The sequence below is a fragment of the Aquimarina amphilecti genome (genome assembly GCF_900109375.1).
Lineage (GTDB): Bacteria > Bacteroidota > Bacteroidia > Flavobacteriales > Flavobacteriaceae > Aquimarina > Aquimarina amphilecti.
In genome coordinates this window covers 70,548-90,098 of record NZ_FOAB01000011.1, presented here as the reverse complement: position 1 = coordinate 90,098, position 19,551 = coordinate 70,548, and the positions used below count along the sequence as shown (strand labels likewise).

At 33.1% G+C, this 19,551-nt stretch carries 21 protein-coding genes and 1 riboswitch; of the genes, 13 read left to right on the top strand and 8 right to left on the bottom strand.

The features are described 5' to 3' along the window. Position 1: 1 nt before the first annotated feature. A complete protein-coding gene (locus BMY33_RS23640; RefSeq protein WP_170837154.1) occupies positions 2 to 151 on the bottom strand; it encodes a hypothetical protein in 150 nt (49 codons plus the stop codon). Between the two features lie 1,037 nt (positions 152 to 1,188). Then, on the bottom strand, positions 1,189 to 1,926 hold the full coding sequence (locus BMY33_RS22215; RefSeq protein ID WP_091412602.1) for a LytR/AlgR family response regulator transcription factor: 738 nt from the start codon (positions 1,924 to 1,926) through the stop codon (positions 1,189 to 1,191). Between the two features lie 433 nt (positions 1,927 to 2,359). Between BMY33_RS22215 and BMY33_RS22210 the strand changes: the two genes are divergently transcribed. The 3 genes from BMY33_RS22210 to purB all read left to right on the top strand — a co-directional run bounded on the left by BMY33_RS22210 (position 2,360) and on the right by purB (position 5,126). After that, positions 2,360 to 3,037: an SIR2 family NAD-dependent protein deacylase gene (locus BMY33_RS22210; protein WP_091412600.1), complete on the top strand. Its 678-nt coding sequence runs from the start codon at positions 2,360 to 2,362 to the stop codon at positions 3,035 to 3,037. 33 nt (positions 3,038 to 3,070) lie between these two features. Next, positions 3,071 to 3,622: an adenylosuccinate lyase gene (locus tag BMY33_RS22205; RefSeq protein ID WP_091412599.1), complete on the top strand. Its 552-nt coding sequence runs from the start codon at positions 3,071 to 3,073 to the stop codon at positions 3,620 to 3,622. A 160-nt stretch (positions 3,623 to 3,782) separates the two neighbouring features. Further along, a complete protein-coding gene (gene purB, locus BMY33_RS22200; RefSeq protein WP_091412597.1) occupies positions 3,783 to 5,126 on the top strand; it encodes an adenylosuccinate lyase in 1,344 nt (447 codons plus the stop codon). An 83-nt stretch (positions 5,127 to 5,209) separates the two neighbouring features. Here purB and BMY33_RS22195 read toward each other — a convergent pair whose 3' ends face one another. The 4 genes from BMY33_RS22195 to BMY33_RS22180 all read right to left on the bottom strand — a co-directional run bounded on the left by BMY33_RS22195 (position 5,210) and on the right by BMY33_RS22180 (position 7,463). Then, entirely contained in the window at positions 5,210 to 5,758 is a 549-nt protein-coding gene (locus BMY33_RS22195) for a DUF4252 domain-containing protein (protein WP_091412594.1), read from the bottom strand. Between the two features lie 113 nt (positions 5,759 to 5,871). After that, complete coding sequence (locus BMY33_RS22190) at positions 5,872 to 6,405, bottom strand: DUF4252 domain-containing protein (protein WP_027393815.1); 534 nt, start codon at positions 6,403 to 6,405, stop codon at positions 5,872 to 5,874. Between the two features lie 49 nt (positions 6,406 to 6,454). Next, the gene (locus BMY33_RS22185; protein WP_091412592.1) at positions 6,455 to 6,967 is read right to left on the bottom strand and encodes a hypothetical protein; all 513 of its coding nucleotides are present in this window, start codon (positions 6,965 to 6,967) and stop codon (positions 6,455 to 6,457) included. Then, positions 6,954 to 7,463, bottom strand: coding sequence for an RNA polymerase sigma factor (locus BMY33_RS22180; RefSeq protein WP_091412590.1), 510 nt, complete (start codon positions 7,461 to 7,463; stop codon positions 6,954 to 6,956). The genes BMY33_RS22185 and BMY33_RS22180 overlap by 14 nt, the downstream gene beginning before the upstream one ends. A gap of 138 nt (positions 7,464 to 7,601) precedes the next feature. On the opposite strand from BMY33_RS22180, the gene BMY33_RS22175 reads away from it, so the two are divergent. Beyond that, positions 7,602 to 9,011 carry a S41 family peptidase gene (locus BMY33_RS22175; protein WP_244543078.1) on the top strand — a complete coding sequence of 470 codons (1,410 nt, stop codon included), beginning with the start codon at positions 7,602 to 7,604 and terminating at the stop codon, positions 9,009 to 9,011. Positions 9,012 to 9,082: 71 nt separating this feature from the next. Here the strand turns inward: BMY33_RS22175 and BMY33_RS22170 are convergent, their stop codons facing one another. Then, positions 9,083 to 11,035 carry a TonB-dependent receptor plug domain-containing protein gene (locus tag BMY33_RS22170; RefSeq protein WP_091412588.1) on the bottom strand — a complete coding sequence of 651 codons (1,953 nt, stop codon included), beginning with the start codon at positions 11,033 to 11,035 and terminating at the stop codon, positions 9,083 to 9,085. Between the two features lie 77 nt (positions 11,036 to 11,112). Beyond that, positions 11,113 to 11,342, bottom strand: a riboswitch (cobalamin riboswitch). Between the two features lie 79 nt (positions 11,343 to 11,421). On the opposite strand from BMY33_RS22170, the gene BMY33_RS22165 reads away from it, so the two are divergent. The 5 genes from BMY33_RS22165 to cobC are packed head-to-tail and all read left to right on the top strand — an operon-like array spanning position 11,422 to position 14,563. Continuing rightward, positions 11,422 to 11,925 (top strand): bifunctional adenosylcobinamide kinase/adenosylcobinamide-phosphate guanylyltransferase, encoded by a 504-nt coding sequence (locus tag BMY33_RS22165; protein ID WP_091412586.1) that lies wholly within the window; start codon positions 11,422 to 11,424, stop codon positions 11,923 to 11,925. Further along, on the top strand, positions 11,926 to 12,960 hold the full coding sequence (gene cobT / locus BMY33_RS22160; protein ID WP_091412584.1) for a nicotinate-nucleotide--dimethylbenzimidazole phosphoribosyltransferase: 1,035 nt from the start codon (positions 11,926 to 11,928) through the stop codon (positions 12,958 to 12,960). 11 nt (positions 12,961 to 12,971) lie between these two features. Continuing rightward, positions 12,972 to 13,280: a hypothetical protein gene (locus tag BMY33_RS22155; RefSeq protein ID WP_091412582.1), complete on the top strand. Its 309-nt coding sequence runs from the start codon at positions 12,972 to 12,974 to the stop codon at positions 13,278 to 13,280. Positions 13,281 to 13,298: 18 nt separating this feature from the next. Beyond that, entirely contained in the window at positions 13,299 to 14,063 is a 765-nt protein-coding gene (locus tag BMY33_RS22150; RefSeq protein ID WP_091412580.1) for an adenosylcobinamide-GDP ribazoletransferase, read from the top strand. Further along, positions 14,045 to 14,563 carry an alpha-ribazole phosphatase gene (gene cobC, locus BMY33_RS22145; RefSeq protein ID WP_091412578.1) on the top strand — a complete coding sequence of 173 codons (519 nt, stop codon included), beginning with the start codon at positions 14,045 to 14,047 and terminating at the stop codon, positions 14,561 to 14,563. The genes BMY33_RS22150 and cobC overlap by 19 nt, the downstream gene beginning before the upstream one ends. Here the strand turns inward: cobC and BMY33_RS22140 are convergent. Further along, positions 14,560 to 15,207: a Dph6-related ATP pyrophosphatase gene (locus BMY33_RS22140; RefSeq protein WP_091412619.1), complete on the bottom strand. Its 648-nt coding sequence runs from the start codon at positions 15,205 to 15,207 to the stop codon at positions 14,560 to 14,562. The two genes, cobC and BMY33_RS22140, sit on opposite strands and share 4 nt — an antisense overlap. Positions 15,208 to 15,294: 87 nt before the next feature. Here BMY33_RS22140 and BMY33_RS22135 point away from each other — a divergent pair, with 87 nt between their 5' ends. The 4 genes from BMY33_RS22135 (at position 15,295) to BMY33_RS22120 (ending at position 19,499) form a co-directional block, all read left to right on the top strand. After that, positions 15,295 to 16,434 carry an ABC transporter substrate-binding protein gene (locus BMY33_RS22135; protein ID WP_091412576.1) on the top strand — a complete coding sequence of 380 codons (1,140 nt, stop codon included), beginning with the start codon at positions 15,295 to 15,297 and terminating at the stop codon, positions 16,432 to 16,434. Further along, entirely contained in the window at positions 16,435 to 17,466 is a 1,032-nt protein-coding gene (locus BMY33_RS22130) for a FecCD family ABC transporter permease (RefSeq protein WP_091412574.1), read from the top strand. 34 nt (positions 17,467 to 17,500) lie between these two features. After that, the gene (locus tag BMY33_RS22125; RefSeq protein WP_091412572.1) at positions 17,501 to 18,310 is read left to right on the top strand and encodes an ABC transporter ATP-binding protein; all 810 of its coding nucleotides are present in this window, start codon (positions 17,501 to 17,503) and stop codon (positions 18,308 to 18,310) included. Positions 18,311 to 18,449: 139 nt separating this feature from the next. Beyond that, positions 18,450 to 19,499, top strand: a complete 1,050-nt coding sequence (locus BMY33_RS22120) for a hypothetical protein (protein WP_091412569.1) — start codon at positions 18,450 to 18,452, stop codon at positions 19,497 to 19,499. The last annotated feature ends 52 nt before the right edge of the window (positions 19,500 to 19,551 follow it).

The window sequence follows — 19,551 nt, the reverse complement described above, 5'->3', positions numbered from 1 at the left end:
TTTACCCTTCAACTTCTGTATCAGTATTATCGTCCTCCGAAGAATAAGTTTCCACTTCTGTGTCAGTATTATCATCCTCATCTGCTAATAGCTCTAATTCATCAATTCCCACTTCTTCATTAATACTGTCTGACTCACAAGCGATGAACATTGAACTTACAAATAATACTGCGAAAATAGTTTTTATAGCTTTCATAACGGTTTATCTTTTATATTTATATTTTATTCTGGTTTGTAATTTTCTTTTATTAAAATTTTTCCTTTTCAAGACTTTTTTTGCCCTGTTCGAATAGATTTTCATCTACTCTGATCTTGTTGTTTAAGGATTTCGCTGGCCAGCTAATACTTAGATTTCTCTTTGTATATCCTTTTAGTAAATGTGTAATAGGTTGATAACCTTAATTGTACACTACAAATGTAGGGAGATTGCCCCCTCGCGCCTAATATATTAAGGTGTGTTTAGTAGATGGATACCTCTAGGAAGTGGATGGGTAGATTATACGAGTGAATGACCCGATTTTAAAAAACACTTAAAAGTGTAGGAAATAGATTACCTATCTGATTCCGGTAAATAAACCATAAAAAAAGCTTAAAAAAAACAAAAATCAGATAAAGCGAAGTATCGCGTCTTTTTACAAATTAAACCGTCTTGACCACTGAAAGATAAAGAGTTATAGATTTTCCCCGGATTTCTACAAAAAAATTCCCCTGAACACATGTAGGTATTTAGCTTCAAGACAAATCGAAAAAATCCCCACGCCCTAAAGAACAAATACTAAGAAACATATAATTTATAGTACAGGGAATTTTTTCATTTAAAAAAAACTCATATTCATTAGACATTAGTTTCGGAAAAATCTAAAATAAAAAAGATAACATATAATAAACCCGACTTAATAAATAAGGGAATTTTACAATTACAAATTCTACTCACACAATACCAACAACTAAATTTAAGATTTAAACCAAAAAATAATCCAGACAGAAAATTCCTCCTTTGTTATTACTAAATTCGATTAAAAACAAAAAAACCTCCCTGAATTGGGAGGTTTTCTAGACCTGCGTTTTATTATATAAATGATATTGTGTGATATAGTATCAAATAAAACAATTTGGCTGTCATCATACACATTTACTAGATACTTATAAATAACATCCTAATCATTATCCGTCTTTTAGTGCTTTTTACTACACATATAAAAAACTGTTTTTTGCTAGTGTATCCTTGATCTCTTCTACATTAGTCTTATACGATTTAGAGAAAGGAATCATATCACTAGTGTTCTTAATAGCGCACTTTGCTTTTCCAAAATGTATCCTAGACACATATTTTGTATTGATAATATAGCTATTATGGATACGAACAAAATGATCTGGCAATAGGTTCTGAAAGTGTTTAAGCGTCTTAAAAGCTTCTACCTTATTACCACTACTCATCATAAAATCAGTAGTATTATTATCTGCTTTCAGATACAATACCTCATCGATATTAACAAAGCGATAATCTCCATAAGACTTAAAACACAACGTATTATCCATCACTTCATCAAAGTCTTTTTCGAACCTTAATAATGTTTTAATAAGATCACTCTTACTTAGAGGTTTTAGGATATAATCCAGCACACTATTACGTATACCTTCTATAGCATACTCTGTTGTTTTAGTCATAATGATAAACTCAGGCAAGTTTGTCATATACTTGGATAGTTCTGACAATAAATTATACTGTGTTTTGGACGATTGAACTCCCGGAACTTCCGGTTCAAGAAAAACCAATCTAGGTTTTCTTTCTAAAATCAAGTCCAACGCTTCTTGCTCATTTTTAGCAATTCCGGTACAGATATAATCATTGTGATCTTCTAATGCGATCTGAATTGTGCGTGCAGAATTCTGATCATTATCAATAATGATGTAAGGGTATTTCATGAGGTAAACAATTAAAGGTTAGCGTTGGTTATTAAATACTGTCAGTATTCAAAAAAAAATTGTACACATTTACTGACTACAAGTTATGTCTTTTAATAGTATCTAGGTTACGGTAAAACCACAATATTAATACGGAGCTGTACTATTTACAGGGTTTAAGAAGAATTCTTTTATCGAAATATATCGCATGTTATCGGTTTATGGGGGTTAGATTCTCTAAACGGAAAAAGAGCGTACTTAGTATATTTACTTCAGGAAAAATAAGATTAGCTGCAAAAACGCCCTAAATCCAAAACATCCTGTATCAATTAGTGGAAATAATTAACAATGATATCATTAGGGTCTAAATATGATTATTACTATTCCATTATTTTATTCTAAAAGCCATCGTTTAATTAAAATATTTTAAATAGTTTTAGAAAAACAAATTCTAATGAAAAACGTAGTTGTACTCACAGGTGCAGGAATTAGTGCAGAAAGCGGCATCAATACCTTTAGGGATGCCAATGGACTATGGGAAGGTCATGATATTATGGAGGTTGCGTCCCCTATCGGATGGAATAACAATCAAGAATTAGTGTTAGACTTTTATAACAAAAGACGAAGTCAATTACATACCGTAGCCCCCAACAAAGGCCATTTAGCGCTGGTAGAATTAGAAAAAACTCATAAAGTAACAGTTATCACCCAAAATGTTGATGATCTCCATGAACGTGCAGGAAGTAGTAATGTGGTTCATTTACACGGAGAATTATTAAAAGTACGAAGTCAATTTGATGAGAATCTAGTTTTAGATTGGAAAACAGATCTTAACCTCGGAGATTTATGTGAGCATAATTCGCAACTAAGACCACATATTGTTTGGTTTGGAGAAGAAGTGCCAATGCTTGATAGAGCGATACAAATTACAGAGAAAGCAGATATTCTAATCATTATAGGAACTTCTATGCAGGTATACCCTGCTGCCAGTTTAGTTCAATTTGTTCCTGTGAACACTCCTATATATTTTATAGACCCCAAACCTGCTATTTCTCCAAAAGAAAATCTAACCATCTTGGCAGAAAAAGCTACAGTTGGGGTTCCGCAGGTAGTACAGGAATTAGTTGGGTAATTGACATACGGATATTAAAAGAATTAAAAATTAATGATCAACCTAGAAGAGGAAATTAGAGGAACCAACCACTCTAGAGAAAAACGAAATCATTTTGCCAACCTAATTTTGCAAAATCCTGAGCTACTACCTCAACTAATAGAAATCTGTAATCTAGTAGACGATGAAATTTCATGCAGAGCCTCTTGGGGATTAGAATTTTTATGCAAAAAAGAATTAGAAGCTATTTTACCATATTTAGACTCTTTTGTAGCACTTCTTCCCAAAGTACACCAAGATCCTGCAGTACGCCCCATGGCAAAAATATGTGAATACCTAATACTCGCCTACTATAAAGAGAAACTACCTGTAGTTCGGGAAATGCTCTCAACAATACATTTAGAAAAAATAACGGAAACTTGTTTTGATTGGCTCATTTCTGATCAAAAAGTAGCTCCTAAGGCTTATTCCATGACTAGTTTATATCTTCTCGGAACGGAGTTCGATTGGATACACCCAGAACTAAAGATTACATTAGAAAATAACTACCATGATGGAAGTGCTGCTTATAAAGCTCGATCCCGAATGATTTTAAAAAAGATATAGAGAATTGATCTAAATCATAACTTCTATCTATATACTTATGAAATTAATATAAATCTTCGATTTTTATCTTTGGATATGTAGACAATCAAAAAATCGTTCTTTGTACTTCGTTATTCCTTATTAAATAAATTATCTTTGCACCTTTCAAAAAATCAACGTTATGTCATTATCTCCTCTGCAAGCTATTTCACCAATCGATGGTCGTTATGCTTCTAAAACACAATCATTAAGCACTTACTACAGTGAAGAAGCTTTGATAAAATATCGTGTACTGGTAGAAATAGAATATTTTATTGCTTTATGTGAGATTCCACTACCACAATTAAAAGATATTGACACAGTAATTTTTGGAAAATTAAGAGAGATTTATACTCAGTTTTCTACAGAGGACGCACAAGCTATAAAAGATATAGAAAAAGTAACTAACCACGATGTAAAGGCGGTAGAGTACTTTATTAAAGAAAAGTTTGATATTCTAGGATTACAGCAATATAAAGAGTTTATACATTTTGGTTTGACCTCTCAGGATATTAACAATACTGCCATCCCTTTAAGCATTAAAGAATCTATCGGTGATGTGTATATTCCACATTATTTAGAATTATTAGCTAAATTAAAGTCATTAGTAGAAGAATGGTCTGATGTCTCTATGTTAGCTCGCACACACGGGCAACCTGCTTCTCCTACTCGATTAGGAAAAGAATTTCAGGTATATGTAACGAGGTTAGAGGCCCAATTTGATTTGTTAAATGATATTCCTAGCGCTGCTAAATTTGGTGGTGCTACAGGTAACTATAATGCTCACAAAGTTGCGTATCCTACCATAGACTGGAAAGATTTTGGAACTCGTTTTGTACAGGAAAAATTAGGCTTACACCATTCTTTTCCGACTACTCAGATTGAGCATTATGATCATATGGCAGCCTTGTTTGATGGGTTAAAGCGCATAAACACCATCATATTAGATTTAGATCGTGATGTATGGACATATGTATCTATGGATTACTTTAAACAAAAAATCAAGAAAGGAGAAGTTGGATCTTCTGCTATGCCACACAAAGTAAACCCAATTGATTTTGAAAACAGTGAAGGAAATATTGGTATTGCTAATGCTTTGTTTGAGCATTTGTCTGCAAAATTGCCTGTTAGTAGATTACAACGTGACCTAACAGATAGTACTGTACTTAGAAATGTAGGTGTTCCTTTTGGGCATACATTAATTGCTTTTCAGGCTACTCTAAAAGGGTTAAACAAGTTATTGCTTAACGAAGAAAAGTTTGCTCAAGATCTCGAAAACAACTGGGCTGTGGTTGCAGAGGCTATCCAAACCATTTTAAGAAGAGAAGGCTACCCAAATCCATATGAGGCATTGAAAGGATTAACTAGAACAAATACTAAAATTAATCAGAATTCTATTTCAGAATTTATTGAGACACTAGAAGTTTCAGATACTATAAAATCAGAGTTAAAAGCAATCACTCCTTCTAATTACACAGGAATCTAAAATAGTTTAGGGTATAGAATTATAAAAAAAGAGCTTCGACTAAAACAGTCGAAGCTCTTTTTTTATATCATAGATAGTTGATATTAATCGATTTTTACATCTCCTAAAATATCTTTTATAGCACCAATATCTACATCTCCTTTATCAATAGCATTCATCAGTTTTGCAACGTTTCCTGGCTTCATATCATCACCTAATACTCTGACCAAAGCTAAACCGCGTTCTCCATTAGAAGCAAATACAATCATCTCGTCTATATTATCTTCTTCTCCCTGAAACTTTAAAACTGCTTTTGTTCCGTTAGAACCAAATCTCATTAAGGTTTCATACTTATTAGCATCCAATATTGTGTTGATCTTTGCTTTTTCTTCTTCATACCTTGTTTTTGTACCTTCTTTAAGAGGCATTGCTAAAAAATTAACTTTTTTGATACTTTCCAGCGCTTCTCTCTCGTCATCAGAAAGATTTACCTTTTTAGTTCTAGCATCTAGTAGACTTGTTGCGAGATCTACAGCCACAAAATCTGCATCACTTTGATGATCTACAAAATATCTCTGAAGAGATGTCTCACTATTACAACTTATAAATAGCATTCCGCAGATTGCTAATGTTAGTTTTATTATATTTTTCATTTTAATTGGTTTTTATTCGTACAAGCCGAACAGGTTGATTGATTGATGATAAGCTCCCTTAGATATTTCTACCTAAAGAAGCTTGGGTGTAACTTAAACTAAAATATAAAAGCTTAATTTTTCTTGTTCACTTTCTTAAGTTCTTCTCCTCCTGGAACATTTAAATGATCAGCAATTTTAGAAACTTGCCTTAGATCTATATCACCAGTAATTGTCATTACCACTGTATTAGGACCTCCATCATTCTCCATTCCCTCTAAGAACATAAACAATTCTGTAACGTAATTATCATTTTTACCAGGTTTAGAATAAAATTTCACATTTTTTCCATCACTTTTAAAACGCATTAGTTCATCTAACGAAGTACTCTTAAGGTACTTTTGCACATCTGCTTTCATTTTCTGACCGATTTCATTTTTTTCGGTAACAAAGATTTTAATGTTTTCAATATTTTCTACTAGGTTCACATAATCTTTGATTTCAGGATCATTACTTTCTAGATCCATCTTGCTTAACAACTTAAACATTTTACTAGTTACTACAATAGATGACACATCATTCATGTCTTCATATTTATCAAAATTGCTTTGTGCAATAGATATATATGGTACAAATGCTACTAATAGTATGATTACAAACTTTTTCATAATTAATTCATTTTAAGATATCCCTTTGTTATAGGAATAATATTCGTTTTTATTTTATTAATTTATTTTTGGCTGTTTCGAATTCGTTTAAATACACTAATTCTTTTTTAGCAGTATCGAACTCGTTCAGGTAGACCAAATCCTTTTTACCCTCATTCATTAAACTAGCTACCAAATCAAGGGCTTCTTTGGTTTTCTGTAATGCTAATTCAGGATCTTCGATAGTACCTAAGTCACCTTCCATTACTAGAAGAGGGCCTTTACCAGGATCTGACCCCGGCAGTATATTGGTCATAAACAGCCCCACAATCAAGGCTATTGATGCTGCTACACCTATCCAGGTATACCATGGTACTTTATTCGTATTAGCATTTAAGCTAATTTCAGAACTCGCAGTTACTTGACTTTCTTCAGAAAAAAACTGAAATAAATCCTTGTATCTCTCCAAATGTGACGGCACGCTTTCTCCGGTAAAATAAACCTTTAATTCTTTTTCTTCAGAAAGGGTCGTTTCTCCTTCGAAATACTTGTCCAGTAGTTTTTCTAGTTTAGCCAACTCCATAATTGTGTTTTTTTAATAATTCTTGTCGTATTGTTTTTCTTCCTCTTGATAATGCTACTCTCACTGCCGTTTCATTCATCTCTAACATTTCAGCAATTTCTGCATTATTGTATTGTTCTATATCTCTTAGCTGGATTATCATACGCTGTTGCTCTGGTAATCCATCCATAATTTTCCCTACCCACTCCAGACTATCTTTAGCCTCTACTTGTCTTTGTAACGAGGGACGCTCATCTTTATAATTACTATGTACTATTTTTAAGTTTCCAGTTTCCTTTGCTTTTAACTTGTCATAGCAATAATTCTTAGTCATCGTCATCGCAAAAGCTTCTACATTTTTGTACTCGGCCATTTTAGTTTTATTCCTCCACAGCTTCAGTAATATTTCTTGCGTAGCATCCTCTGCTTCTTCATTACTCACCAACAATCGTTTAGCCAACCTATACAGCTTGTCTTTAAAACCATTAGTAAGCGTTATAAATGCTCTTTCTTTCATATTGTGTTGGTTGGTTGTTACAAAACTAACTTGTTAGCTTTATATAAGGGAGACGACTATACCTATAATTTGTTACACATTTTTTTTAAATTATAATAAAGTCCCTATTTTTAGGGTTATATAAAACAAAAAAAGTTTATGAAATTGTTAAAGTATTTTACTGTGCTTCTTTTCTTGGGAAGTATAGTTACGGGTTGTTTTAATGATAATGATGATGTAATTCAAACATCTTCTGATCTTCAAATCAAAGATTTTATCAGAAGAGGAATGAATGTATGGTATCTTTATAAGGAAGATGTGCCAGATTTGGCGGACGACCGTTTTTCTTCAAACACGGAATATAATGACTTCTTAAACTCATTTACTTCTCCAGAATCATTTTTTGACCACTTAGTTGCGGATCAAGATGAATTCAGCTGGATTGTTAATGACTATATCGCTTTAGAACAGTTGTTAGATGGGATTACTTTAAATAATGGAATGGAATTCGGATTAGTTCGTTACCCTAATGAGCCTTCTCAAGTTTTTGGATATGTTCGTTATGTACTACCAGGGACGGATGCCGAAGCCAAAGGTATAAAAAGAGGGGATATCTTTAATACCATAGATGGAACTCAAATTACAGACACCAATACAGGTACATTACTATCACCTGATTCATATACAATTGGCTTAGCCACTTTCGACGGAACTGATGTTACACCAACGGGAGCTTCTATTTCTCTAACCAAAACACAGTACACAGAAAACCCAGTTTTTTTATCAAAAACATTAGATGTGGGAGGAAATCCTGTGGGATATTTAGTCTATAATGGATTTAGATCAAATTTTGAAGCTGAACTTAACAATGCTTTTGGTCAATTTAAATCTGATGGAGTTACTGACTTTATATTAGATCTAAGATATAATGGTGGAGGTGATACTGAAACTACCAAGGACTTAGCTAGTATGATTACCGGACAATTTAATGGCGAAATTTTTACGACAGAAGAGTGGAACTCTGATAGACAACCACAATTTGGAGATACCAATCGTTTTGATAATCAGATAAGAAACGGAGACGGTATCAACAGCCTTAATCTTAGCAGAGTATATATTCTTACCACTAACAGATCTGCTTCTGCAAGTGAATTAATAATAAATGGTTTAGATCCTTACATTACGGTAATTCAAGTAGGTGATATTACCAGAGGTAAATTTCAGGCTTCAACTACGATTTATGATTCTGACAATTATTTTAGATCAGGAAACAACTTAAATCTAGGCCATACATATGCCATGCAACCTTTGATTTTAAAAACAATTAATTCTGTTGGATTTACCGATTACTTTAATGGATTTACTCCTGAAATAAATAACCCAGAAGATTATAGTAATCTGGGAATACTTGGAGATCCTAATGAGCCTCTTCTTAACGCTGCTATTAATAATATTTTAGGCAACAGGAGTACTATACAAAGTAAAAATATTGAATTTAGTGAATTTGGAGGTAGTAATATGTACCAAACTGATTACGAAAGAATGTATAAAACCTTTAACAAAAAATAGTTGATATAAGATTTTATAAAAAAAGGTCCCAAACTTAAGTTTGGGACCTTTTTTTAGTACGGAAAATATGTTTAAAACTTCAAATTAAATCCTATTCGAGCATTTCTCCCTCTAGTACTAAATCCAAATATCTCTTGATACTCTTCATTTGTTACATTATTCATCGCTGCATAAATACTAAGATTATCCATTAATTGATGACTAATATAAAAATCTAATATTCCATAACCATCTAACTCTACTGGATCAGAAGCAAAAGTTACAGGATTAAAAAACGTATCATTTCTTTTACTATTTAATTGATAACTTAAAGAAGTAAATGTCTTAGGACATAATTGATATCCAATAGTAGCTTGTAAACTATTTTCTGGAATTCGGATATTATTTTCTAATTTATCAATGTTAGTATACGTGAAATTAGCATTAATAGATAGCTTATCATCTAATAACTTCGCATTCGCTTCAACCTCCACTCCATTCACTTCAATATCTTCTGTAGAATTCAAATTCACAAAAGTAGTTGGATCAAAAGTGATAAAATTTTCTGATGTTCTATCGAAATACACGACACTTATTGTTGCTTTTTTCTGATGAGAAAATTCAAATCCAGCTTCTATAGTTGTACTTTCTTCTGGCTCCAAATCTGGATTTCCACTAAAAAATGCCGTGTCATACAACTGAAATAAAGATGGTGTAATATACGCTGTACTATATGACGCTAATCCTTTAATATAGTTTTCACCAAAAGTATATGTATAAGAAGGGTTTATACTATACACCATATGATTTCCATATGAACTATGAATATTCAGTCTTGCTCCGGCATTAATATTAAGACCAAACTTAGAAGCATATACCAAATTCACATATGGATCAATGATATCAAAGTCAGCTTCATTATCATTTATTGTTTGTTCAAAATCATCACTGCCAAATGGAATACTAAATAAATTAAAATCACTGTATGATCCGTTAGCTCCAATTACGGTGTAAAAAGTGTTATTGAAGTTATATTTATTATATGCATCAAAAGTATATATCTTACCTTCATATTTAGATGGAAAATTAGAATTAAACTCTCTTTCTAACAATGCATAACTATCTACAAAAGTGAAACTTCCATTTGGGTATTTAGCTTCCCAAAAACTCCCACCTCTTAATTGTCTACTATTAAATTGATTATTAGCGTCGAATCCTGCTCCACCATCAAAATCTGTCTTATACTGATCTAGGTTACCAAAAAAGTGAAACTTAAAGTTCTTACTCCATTGATATCCCACTTTTGCATACACATTAAACTTATTATATGCATCACTATCAAAAGTATTACCAGTAGTAGATTCGAGAGGATCTTCTGCAGCTGATAAACCATCAGTAGATTGATGAGAAAGACTACCTAAATAACTTACTTTACCAATAGTACCATTAATAGAAGCAAAATTTACAAATTCATTTACATCATAATCTTGATCATCCTGTGATTGGTTTGTACCAATACTAGAAGAAAATTGAGCTGCAATAGCGTCTTTACTTTCTAATTTTGTAGTAATATTAATTACTGCTGCGGCCGCTCCAGATCCATATAATGTACTGGAAGCTCCTTTTAAAATTTCTATAGACTCTATTTGATTTGTAGACAATAATCGTAAATCAAAATCTCCTGCGGACGAAGTTGGATCGCTTACAGTAACTCCATCAACTCTAATCACAACCTGACGATTACGCCCACCTCGGATATAAACACCCAATGGCTCTCCTGCTGCATTATTACTTCCATTAACAAAAACTCCTGCCACTCTGTTTAATACCGTAGCAACTGATTGACCTTGACTACGTTCAAGTTCTTCTGAGCTAATCTTGGTAATTACCTTACCGCTTTGCTCTCTCTTTAATTTAAATTTAGAATCAGAAATTACAACCTCATCTAATTCGTTTACCTTTTCTTCTTGATTTACTTCTTGCGCTGAAATAACCTGAGCTCCTAACATAATTAGTGTAGCCCCAAAAAACACTTTTTTGTTCATTTCCTAAATGACTTAATTTTACAATTGCCGGAAAAAAGTATGCAGTTTACCCATACCTAAACTTCTATCCCGAAAGTTTGACATAATGATTCTAGGCAGGTCTCCTGGCTTACGTCTTGATGTTTACCTTCCCATCCAAGGCGGACAGTGGTTATAAAGAATCAACAACAAGCACCCGTATAATACGGACAAAGTTTACAGTTGCGGGAACAGCTCGGGAGTTTCTATATATTTCAAGATCACCCGATTCCCTTTTAATCCTCAACTCTATGATAAGAATCTTGGAACCGAAATTCTGCGCGAATGTATTATATTTCTTCGAAAATGTATTCGCTTTAACAAATAAATTAGTAATACTAGTATATTTACACTCTTAAAAACCACAAATGTTGTATTACGTAACAGGAGGAGAACGCTCAGGCAAAAGTAGTTATGCCCAAAATCTCGCATTAGAACTCTCAGATAATCCCACATATTTAGCGACTTCTAGAATTTGGGATGGGAATCATCAAAAACGCATTGACCGACATATTTCTGATCGAGACAATAGATGGGTCTCCATTGAGGAAGAAAAAGAACTATCTAAAGTTGTCGATAATGATACAACAGTGGTTATTGATTGTGTAACTCTATGGCTTACTAATTTCTTTGTTGATACTAAAAATGACATTGAACTTTCTTTATCACAAGCAAAAGCAGAGTTTGATAAACTCTTAAAAATTAACGCTACCATTATCATAATATCCAATGAAATTGGAATGGGAGTTCATGCCACGACAGAAATTGGCAGGAAATTCACAGAGTTACAAGGTTGGATGAATCAGCATATTGCCAAACATGCAGATCACGCAGTACTAATGGTATCCGGAATACCAGTAAAAATAAAATAAATGGATTTTACTATTTCTTCATTAGATAGATCTTTAGAAAATACGATACAACATAAAATTAATCTTAAGACTAAACCTGTTGGATCTTTAGGAAAATTAGAGAAAATCGCGTTACAAATAGGATTAATACAGCATAAAACAAACCCTACATTAAAACAACCTACTATTCTTGTTTTTGCAGGAGATCATGGAATTGCAGAAAAAGGTGAAGTAAATCCATACCCACAAATTGTAACCCAACAAATGGTATATAACTTTCTTAGTGGAGGTGCCGCCATCAACTCATTTTGTAATCGAAATAAGATTCACTTGAAAATTATTGATGCAGGAGTAAATCATAATTTTGGAAATCAATCAGATCTTATTGATGCTAAAATAGGATATGGAACTAAAAACTATGAAACAGAACCCGCAATGTCCATTGACCAGTGTAAAACAGCTATAAAAAAAGGTGCGAACATTGTTTCTGAAACACATAATAATGGGTGTAATGTAATTGGTTTTGGTGAAATGGGAATCGGTAATTCTTCTGCGGCAGCTTTATTAATGTCACATTTTACAGCAATTCCAATTACTGAATGTGTAGGAGCTGGAACTGGAGCCCAAGGAGATGCTATAAAAACAAAAAAAAGAGTTCTAAAAACCGTTTTTGAAAAGCATCATCCTAATTCTCCATTAGAAGCACTTGCAACTTTTGGAGGTTTTGAAATTGCAATGATTACTGGAGCTATCCTAAAGGCTGCAGAACTAAAAATGACTATTCTTATCGATGGTTTTATTGTAACAGCTGCCTTGTTAGCTGCAAATACCATAAACAATAATGTAATAGACTATTGTATTTTTGCACATTCATCTGAAGAGCAAGGACATCAAAAAATATTAAACTTTCTTGAAAAAACTCCATTAGTAACACTTGGAATGAGATTAGGGGAAGGTACAGGTGCCGCAGTTGCGTATCCTATTTTAGAATCCGCTGTGGCATTTCTCAATAATATGGCTAGTTTTGAAGAAGCAGAGGTTACTACCAAAGACTAAAAAAATATTTAATGAAAAAGGGAATTTTATCGATATTAATAGCTTTTGTAGGCTTTTTCTTTCTATACAAATTCCATATTCTAATGCATGATATCCAGAATAGTCATATTACAGGCGAAGAAGTTCGTTTTATTTTTATGGATGATCTAGTTTCATTTAAAAGATTATTCAAAATAATTATGATTAGTATTTCTTTACTTAGTTTTTATCTGGGTATTATTGCGGTGCTAAAGAAAAATAAGACAGGAATAGTAGGGATCGTCCTATCTATTATATTATTCATTTCTGTGTTTATACCTTTCTGGAAATTCATTTTCTAAAATCAAGAGCCAAAGTTTATGAAAAAAGAGATCCATATATTTTTTACTGCTCTAATGTTTTTCACTAGGATTCCTTGTCCTAAATGGGTAAATCACGATCCAGAATACTTACGAAAGAGTTCAAAATACTTTCCGCTAGTTGGCATCCTAATTGGAGGAATTGGAGGTTTTATATTTTATGCTTGCTCCTATTTATTTTCTACAGAAATCTCATTACTTCTTTCTATGTTTAGTACAGTGTATGCTACAGGAGCATTTCACGAAGATGGATTTGCTGATGTCTGTGATGGTTTTGGAGGTGGTTGGACCAAAGAAAAGATTCTTTTAATCATGAAAGACTCTCGATTAGGAACTTATGGAACTATTGGAATACTACTACTACTGGCAATCAAATTTTCTGCTTTAAGAGAAATAGATCCTCTATACATTCCTTTAATAATGATTTCTGGTCATAGTCTCAGTAGGTTTATAGCAACTACCCTTATTTTTACACATCCATATGTACGAGATACTGAAGATAGCAAAGCAAAACCTGCTGCAAAGAGTATGAGCATTACTATGTTAACAATAAGTGCTTTCTTCGGAATAATTCCATTAACTTTTTTTCTAAATCCTTTAATATTCCTTACGCTAATACCAATGTATCTTTCAAAAATGTTCTTAGCTGCTAAATTTAAAAAATGGATTGGTGGTCAAACAGGTGATTGCGCTGGTGCGGTTCAACAGCTTAGTGAAGTTATATTTTATCTTAGTGTAATAGCCCTATGGAAATATATCTGGTAAGACATACAACTCCTGACATAAAAAAAGGAATATGTTATGGACAAAGTGACCTAGGAGTCACGAGCACCTTCGAATCTGAGGTTATTGAAATTCATCATCGAATACCTTCAAAAGAAATATCTAAAATTTATTGCAGTCCTTTAAAACGCTGTAAAATATTGGCAGAAAGTTTTAATATTCAAATAAAAATAGACAATAGGCTTCAAGAATTAAACTTCGGAAATTGGGAATTAAAAACTTGGGATGATATTCCACAAGAAGAACTAAACCCTTGGATGGAAGACTTTGTTAATGTAAAAGTTCCTAATGGAGAATCTTATGTGATGTTACAAGAGAGAATTGTCGAATTTTATGAATCGCTTGATCATTCTTCTGATGAAAAAATAATAATTGTTGCTCACGCAGGCCCAATACGAGCTTTACTAGCTTATATTAGACAAATAGACCTAAAAGACTCATTTAAAATAAAGGTAAGTTATGGAGATGTAATTAAAATCTAAAGTAACTTTAGGGAAGCAAAATTATAGTTAGATGAAGTTTCTTTTCCTACCACATTAACTCGAAGTTTTTCTTTAAAAAGTGGAGCATTTACAACCAATGTATGATATTCTCCATTCTCCCCACAAGCATCGACGCCTAAAGCCTCCAAATCTTCAATAAGTTTTTTATCGATCTTTCGTCCTAAAAAATCTGGCCCTAGTATATTATTACAAGAAACAATTAAAGCTTCGATTCCATTATCAATCATATCAAGCACTAATTGTTTTCTCGATTGTTGCCAAATAGGCAAAATTGCTTTTAGGTTAGCTGCATTAGATACTTTTTCTTCCCAATCTCTATGAGACTGAATGTCAATATCCCCAAAGACTGCCGATTTTAGATTATACGTATCTGTCAATCTTTTTAAACTCTCTATATACAATCGCTCGTAATCATTCCAGGTACTTTCAAAAAAATGAATAGGCAATTTCATTGCATCTGCTTGTGCTTCTAAGATTTCTTTAGGGATTCCGTGAGAACGAGATCGATCACCATATTCATTGAGCACATTTAACAAAACAATAGGTTGTAACCCTTTTTTAACGGCAATATGCATTGCATAACAACTATCTTTTCCCCCACTCCAAGAGCATAAAAATGACATATCATAATATTTATCTGCACAAATTAACGGTAAATCATTATAGCTTTTCAAAAAATATATCGAAGTTTGAAAAATATTCTAAATCAAATGAAGAATCTTTGTATCCTGTTCATATTATTTCTTTCTTTTCAATCCTGCAAAAAAGGAAATAAAGAGGGGACCTCAATAATAACAAAAAAACTTATTGAACAAGAAGTTCAATATGCAATAGGCTTTACTATTAAAAATAAAGAAACACATAAGGAGATAAAGATTACTTCGCCTTGGCCTGATGCTAAAAATTCATTCACTTATGTTTTATATCCTAAAGGAACAAAAAAACCAACTGTAAACGGTAAAGCTTCTTACATACAGATCCCCGTAGATAAAACGGTGGTTACTTCGACAACAGATATACCAATGCTGGAATATTTGGAATTAGAAAACAAGTTAATTGGTTTTCCTCATTGTGATTATATTTCATCAGAGAAGACTCGAAGTTTGATTGATGATGGATCAATTATAGAATTAGGTAATAATGGTCATCTAAATACAGAACTTACACTAGAACTAGCTCCGGAACTTATTATTGGATACTCCGCCACAGGTGATACTAAGACGTACGATCTCCTAGAAAGAACTGGAATTCCTGTTGTTATGAATGGTTCTTGGATGGAACAACATCCGCTAGGAAGAGCGGAATGGATAAAATTCGTAGCGGCCTTTTATAATAAAGAAAAAGAAGCAGATAGTATTTTTAAGAAGATTGAAAAAGATTATAATGAAGCATCAGCTTTAGCTAAAAATGCTACAACATCTCCAACTGTATTATCCGGCAACATGTTTAAAGACGTTTGGTATATACCTGGAGGAGATAGTTATGTTGCTAAATTCTTAAAAGATGCGAACACAAAATATTTATGGGAGAAAACTTCAAAAACAGGGAGTATAGCATTAAATTTTGAAAGTGTACTAGAAAAAGCTCAAAATGCACAACTGTGGATAGGTTCTGGATCTTCTAAATCACTTTCGGAGCTAAAAGAAAAGAACAACAGATATACTTTCTTCGAAGCATTTAAAAATAAAACCGTATATTCTTCTACATTAAAAACAGGTGCAAAAGGTGGATTAATATATTATGAATTAGGGCCTATGCGTCCAGATTTAATTCTTAAAGATATTATCCAAATAGCGCACCCTGAACTTTTAACAGATTACGAACCTTATTTTTTCGAAAAACTGAACTAGTTGACCCCAAACAAATCATATAAAAGTGTATTCATCATCATCATCATAGTTCTATTACTATGTTTTGTAACTAATATCAGTCTTGGTTCTGTATTAATACCATGGTTTGATACCTTAAAGAGTTTAGTAGGTGCTACCGTAGAAAAAGAGTCATGGAAACATATTATTATTGATTATAGATTACCTAAAGCGATCACTGCTGTAATTGTAGGAAGTGGATTAGGGGTTTCAGGCCTATTGATGCAAACATTATTTAGAAACCCTCTGGCAGGACCATTTGTATTAGGAATTAGTTCTGGAGCCAGTCTTGGTGTAGCATTATTAATTCTAGGAAGCGCTTTGATTGGTGGATCGACAGCATTATTCCTAGTATCTAACTGGGGATTAGTTGCCGCAGCTAGTCTTGGTAGCATATTAGTTCTTTTTATGGTTATGCTTGTATCTATTAGAGTAAGAGACACTATGGCGATTTTAATTATCGGATTAATGTTTGGAAGTATTACAGCTGCAATAGTAAGTGTACTTTCTTATTTTGCCCCAGCAGAACAATTGCAACGTTATATTTTTTGGGGATTTGGAAGTTTAGGGAATTTATCTTGGGTAGATGTAGTAATCTTTTCTTCTATCTCCTTACTAGGAATGATTCTCGCGGTTTTTGCAATAAAACCTCTAAATACACTTTTACTTGGAGAGAACTATGCACGTAGTCTTGGATTAAATGTTAAAAAAAGTCGTTTTTTGATTATTCTAGCCACGGGATTATTAGCAGGAAGTATTACCGCCTTTGCAGGCCCAATTGCTTTTATAGGATTAGCCGTACCGCACTTAACACGACAGTTATTTCATACTTCGGATCATAAAACATTGATCCCCGCCGTTATGCTAATCGGAAGTATGATTATGTTAGTTTGCGATACTATCTCCCAGTTACCAGGAACAGAATATACTTTACCCATTAATGCCATTACATCGTTAATTGGGGCTCCTGTTGTAATATGGTTATTAATAAGGAAACGAAAGATGTTATTTTAAAAGATAGTTTAGAATTTTAGCGCTAAATATTGCTATGGAAATAGAATCATCAGATACCGAAAATCAAAATATCGTTCTAAAAACGGAAGATCTCTCTATTGGCTATAGTTATAAAAACAATCTAGAAGTTGTAGCTGCGGATATAAACCTTACGTTATATGAAGGAGAACTCGTAGGATTAGTTGGTGCGAATGGTATTGGAAAATCAACATTACTTCGTACCTTATCTAAAGTTCAACCCGCACTTCGTGGCAATGTATTTCTATCTGAAAAAGAAATTAAAGACTACAAAACGTCTGAATTAGCTTCTCAATTAAGCATCGTCCTTACGGAACAAATTGCTTCAAAAAACCTTACCGTAAAAGAACTCGTAGCACTTGGAAGGCAGCCATATACCAACTGGGTAGGCAAATTACTTGAGGAAGATATTGAGAAAATAAAAAAAGCCATCGAAGTAACTCATATTGAAAAATTAGTAGACAAAAGATGTTTCGAATTGAGTGATGGACAACTACAAAAGGTCCTTATCGCTAGAGCTATTGCTCAGGATACACCTTTTATTATGTTAGACGAACCCACTACTCATCTTGATGTTTACCATAAAGCGTATATTCTAAAATTATTAAAGCGTTTAGCCTTTGAAACACAAAAAACCATTCTATTCTCTACACATGAAATTGATTTTGCAATACAATTGTGTGACAAAATGATCGTGATGAATACAGAAGGTTTTGAGTTTGGTCGTCCTAAAGAATTAATACAATGCCGAGCATTTTCTTCTTTGTTCCCAGAAGATCTTATTCTATTTGATCCAGAAACTGGAAGTTATAAAGTTAGGCACTAACTTTCCCAGTACAAATCATAAATACGTTCATCGAGTAAACAAACCTTTTATAGAAAAAGCGTATGATTTCTGCGTTGTTAACATCCCTCTTCCATGTATAAAACCAATACCTTCGCCGCTCAAATAAAACCTTAACAAAATGAACAAAATTTTTAGACTCAAATCAATCGCATTATTATCTGCTGTAACACTATTTATTACAAGTTGTAGTTCTGATAGTAATGATGATATTTTTATTGATCCTACTGACCCTACTGCTTTTGATGGCGAACTTTCTGTTTTCGAAACAGGAAATGACAATCGCACAGTAACTATCGACGGAGCTAATGTTTCTGGAACTAATGCAACTGTAAAAGTTTCTTTTCAATCCTCTAGTAATACAATGAGACGATTATATGTAACTCAAAATGTCTCTGGTTTTGGAGCGGCACCTTACGATTTTGCGGTTGCAGGTGTAACTGTAGATGATAAAAAAGACGGTTCTTTAGATCTATCATCTGATAATGGTGATGCATTTGAATTTGCAATTCCATTCCCAGTGCCTACCAGTGCAGATAGTAACATTGTATATACTATATGGGCTACAACTGGTCGTGGTGACTTTAGAGATATCTCTAAAAGAAATGCAATTAGTGATACTGCTATAGGAACTATTACTATTACTGGTAGTGGAACAAGTACTGCTAATGGTATAAAAACATTTACAAGTACACTATTAGCTGCACCTCTTGGTGATGGTTCTTCTGATACTTTTATGTCTGTATTTAACAATAAAGTTTACAAAATAAGTGAAGGTGAAGAAACAGCTGCTTTATGGGATTTTGGATATTATTATGGATTTACCCAAAATGCATCCCTTGCTTCAACTTCAAACTATCCTGAACTTTTTGACACTGATAATGATAATGTTGCTGACGCTGCGGTATCTGGTCTTACTGGTGTAGCGCAAGATGAATTAAATAAATTCTATATTGCTACTTCGACTATTGATTTTGATGCTATTACTAGTGCTTCTGATCTAGATGTAATAACTCAGGCAACGACAGAAAGAGTTACAGGTCTATCAATGGGAGATGTTTTAGAATTTACAGATCAATATGGAAAAAAGGGGATGATCAAAGTTACAAACATTACTGGAACTGATGGTAACGACGGATCGATCACTCTTGATATCAAAGTTCAGATATAACTATAACACTTATATATATATTAAATGGCTATTCGTTTTTCGGGTAGCCATT

Excerpts from the sequence above, each read along its gene's own strand:
- BMY33_RS23640 (WP_170837154.1), bottom strand. The coding sequence starts at position 151 with ATGTTCATCGCTTGTGAGTCAGACAGTATTAATGAAGAAGTGGGAATT.
- BMY33_RS22215 (WP_091412602.1), bottom strand. The coding sequence starts at position 1,926 with ATGAAATACCCTTACATCATTATTGATAATGATCAGAATTCTGCACGC.
- BMY33_RS22210 (WP_091412600.1), top strand. The coding sequence starts at position 2,360 with ATGAAAAACGTAGTTGTACTCACAGGTGCAGGAATTAGTGCAGAAAGC.
- BMY33_RS22205 (WP_091412599.1), top strand. The coding sequence starts at position 3,071 with ATGATCAACCTAGAAGAGGAAATTAGAGGAACCAACCACTCTAGAGAA.
- purB (WP_091412597.1), top strand. The coding sequence starts at position 3,783 with ATGTCATTATCTCCTCTGCAAGCTATTTCACCAATCGATGGTCGTTAT.
- BMY33_RS22195 (WP_091412594.1), bottom strand. The coding sequence starts at position 5,758 with ATGAAAAATATAATAAAACTAACATTAGCAATCTGCGGAATGCTATTT.
- BMY33_RS22190 (WP_027393815.1), bottom strand. The coding sequence starts at position 6,405 with ATGAAAAAGTTTGTAATCATACTATTAGTAGCATTTGTACCATATATA.
- BMY33_RS22185 (WP_091412592.1), bottom strand. The coding sequence starts at position 6,967 with ATGGAGTTGGCTAAACTAGAAAAACTACTGGACAAGTATTTCGAAGGA.
- BMY33_RS22180 (WP_091412590.1), bottom strand. The coding sequence starts at position 7,463 with ATGAAAGAAAGAGCATTTATAACGCTTACTAATGGTTTTAAAGACAAG.
- BMY33_RS22175 (WP_244543078.1), top strand. The coding sequence starts at position 7,602 with ATGAAATTGTTAAAGTATTTTACTGTGCTTCTTTTCTTGGGAAGTATA.
- BMY33_RS22170 (WP_091412588.1), bottom strand. The coding sequence starts at position 11,035 with ATGAACAAAAAAGTGTTTTTTGGGGCTACACTAATTATGTTAGGAGCT.
- BMY33_RS22165 (WP_091412586.1), top strand. The coding sequence starts at position 11,422 with ATGTTGTATTACGTAACAGGAGGAGAACGCTCAGGCAAAAGTAGTTAT.
- cobT (WP_091412584.1), top strand. The coding sequence starts at position 11,926 with ATGGATTTTACTATTTCTTCATTAGATAGATCTTTAGAAAATACGATA.
- BMY33_RS22155 (WP_091412582.1), top strand. The coding sequence starts at position 12,972 with ATGAAAAAGGGAATTTTATCGATATTAATAGCTTTTGTAGGCTTTTTC.
- BMY33_RS22150 (WP_091412580.1), top strand. The coding sequence starts at position 13,299 with ATGAAAAAAGAGATCCATATATTTTTTACTGCTCTAATGTTTTTCACT.
- cobC (WP_091412578.1), top strand. The coding sequence starts at position 14,045 with ATGGAAATATATCTGGTAAGACATACAACTCCTGACATAAAAAAAGGA.
- BMY33_RS22140 (WP_091412619.1), bottom strand. The coding sequence starts at position 15,207 with ATGTCATTTTTATGCTCTTGGAGTGGGGGAAAAGATAGTTGTTATGCA.
- BMY33_RS22135 (WP_091412576.1), top strand. The coding sequence starts at position 15,295 with ATGAAGAATCTTTGTATCCTGTTCATATTATTTCTTTCTTTTCAATCC.
- BMY33_RS22125 (WP_091412572.1), top strand. The coding sequence starts at position 17,501 with ATGGAAATAGAATCATCAGATACCGAAAATCAAAATATCGTTCTAAAA.
- BMY33_RS22120 (WP_091412569.1), top strand. The coding sequence starts at position 18,450 with ATGAACAAAATTTTTAGACTCAAATCAATCGCATTATTATCTGCTGTA.